The sequence below is a fragment of the Dolichospermum sp. LEGE 00246 genome (assembly GCF_015207865.1).
GTDB classification, from domain to species: Bacteria; Cyanobacteriota; Cyanobacteriia; order Cyanobacteriales; family Nostocaceae; genus Dolichospermum; species Dolichospermum heterosporum.
Window position 1 is genome coordinate 1 of the sequence record NZ_JADEWA010000612.1, and the last position, 2554, is coordinate 2554.

Here is a 2554-nt window from a genome sequence, read left to right on the forward strand (position 1 = left end):
TAGTAATATCAAGCTGAAATAATTCTTTTTTGACATATTACCAACTTGGTTTAGCTAGATTTTTAAACTTTGTAAATTGTGGATCAAATAATAGTTTAATTGTTCCTGTTGGTCCGTTCCGATGTTTAGCGATTATTACTTCGGCAATTCCTCTATCTGGGGTATCTGGTGAATAATATTCATCACGGTATAACATCATTACTATATCCGCATCTTGTTCAATTGAACCCGATTCTCTCAAATCAGATAACATTGGGCGTTTATTGGTTCTTGCTTCTACTCCGCGACTTAATTGTGATAAGGCAATTATGGGTACAGATAATTCTCTCGCTAAACCTTTTAAAGAACGGGTAATTCTCGATAATTCTTGGACACGATTATCACTACTACCTTCCATTAATTGCAAGTAATCAATTACTATTAATCCTAAGTCTTTAGTTTGTTCGGCTTGCAATCGTCGCGCTTGACTTCGCATTTGTGTGACTGTAATATTTGCCGTATCATCAATAAAAATTGGCGTGTCTGAGAGTTTATCAATGGCACGGCTTAAAGGTTCCCATTGGGTTTGACTAATCCGGCCACTTCTTAGATAACTACTTTCAATTCCGGCTTCACTAGCTAATAGTCTTTGTACTAGTTGTTCTTTGGACATTTCTAAACTAAAAACTGCAACTGCTAATTGATAACCGGCTGCAATGTTATGAGCTAGGTTAAGACAAAAGGCGGTATTGTGAACACAAATATCATTAGCAACAAAATTGTGTGTTTTAGGTATTGTCAAATCATAAACTTGTTTATTACCAACTGATTCAATAGAAATAATTTCATCCCAATATACATCACTATTGGCTAATTGCTGAAGTGGTAAGTTGTCTAAGGTAGTGGACAAAATCCATAATCTTTCTCGTGTTAATGCCCTTTTACCGACATGAATATTTGTATAACTTTTAATTCCAGCCCGTTTAGCTAAACTACTCCAAGTTTCGCTACCTTTAGCGGCTGCTATCTGTTCCCAAATTTCTACAGGTATTAAGTCACGATTAGTTTTATATCTTTTTTGAGATATTGCTGCTGTAACTTTTGCTAATGCTGCTTCTTTGCCAAAAATGCCAATTTCTGCAATGAAGTTTTTGATAGATAAAGCATCAGTAATATCTAATTGCCATGCTGGTCTACGGGTATTATTATATTTCACAGACCGCTTTTTCAAAGCAGCAATAATACCAAATCTTAACAACAGATGTTGAATTTGTCTTGCTAGTTTTTCGCTGACTGTACAATAACCTAATTGTGATTGACCACTATTAAGTACTGTAGCCCAACCATCAGTGGCAAATAGACGATTTAGAAACAATGATAATTGTAATTTTTCTAATTTAAAGACAATGTTTGGGACGGTTTTAGTATCACTCTTTTCAAGAGAATCAGCTAATAATTTGACTTCACACTCGCGGATAGTTTCTGTTCCAAACACATCTATTTTACGAGGGATGGCAATCTTATTTCCTACTTGTAAATTTTCTAATCTTTGCCAACCTTTAATAGTTAAAAATGGGTGAGTAATTGTGGTTTCAATTGCCCGACCTAAGCGAGTTGTGATGCGGAAAACTGGTTTAATTCCATCATCTACAAATGCAGATGGTTGGGTAAAGGTAAATTTCCAATCATCATTTAATGTTAATAATGAACCTTGCCGTTGCTGATATAATTCTTCAATTGTGGCAATTTGTCCATCTGCTAAAACGATTTCTGAATCATAACTGAGACATTTTCCCATTGACGGCCTCCCAGCGACGATAATTAAATCAGAACGCTGAAAACCGCTAGTCATGGCATCTAAATCATAAAAACCACAAGGTATCCCCGGTAATGCAATACCTTGATGACGAGTTTCAATATCTTGAAAAGTATTAATTAAAGTGTCGCCAATATGAACTAATCCTGATTGGGTTTTTTGTTGGGTGACGTTAAAAACTTTTTGTTCGGCATTGTCCAGAACAATTGGTAATTCTGTTTCTGTTTCAAAACCAAGATGGACAATTTCATTCCCAGCTTTGATTAATTGCCGACGCAGGTATTTTTCCATGACTAACCCTGCTAAGGCATCAATGTTGACTGCGGAAACTGTGCGGTCTACTAATGTTGCTAGTTTGTTTCTGCCGCCAATTTGGGTTAATTGATCGTTGTCTGTTAACCAACTGGTGATGGAAAGTAGGTCTGTGGGTTTTTGCTGGGTATGGAGACGGAGGGCGGCTTGATAGATGGTTGTATGGGCGCTAAGATAAAATGCTTCGGGAACTAGGCGATCGCTCACTCGACCAATTGCCTCTGGATCTAGGAGAATACCCCCTAAAATCGCTTCTTCTGCTTCGATGTTTTGAGGTGGTAAACGATTACTACCGTCACCCTGAAAACTTAGTTCTTCAGCCATAAAATTTTAAATGTTGGCGATTTTGGATTTTTATTTCATCATCCAAAACCAATATCCGAATTTTAGATTTTAAATTTTGGATTAAAGATTGAAAATTCAAAAATGTCCGCATCCGAATTTTAG

General features: G+C 36.5%; 1 protein-coding gene. It reads right to left on the minus strand.

Annotated features, from left to right (window positions below):
- Nucleotides 1-37 precede the first annotated feature (37 nt).
- The gene (gene dnaB / locus IQ228_RS24655) at nt 38-2431 is read right to left on the minus strand and encodes a replicative DNA helicase (RefSeq protein WP_193964786.1); all 2394 of its coding nucleotides are present in this window, start codon (nt 2429-2431) and stop codon (nt 38-40) included.
- Between the last annotated feature and the right edge of the window lie 123 nt (nt 2432-2554).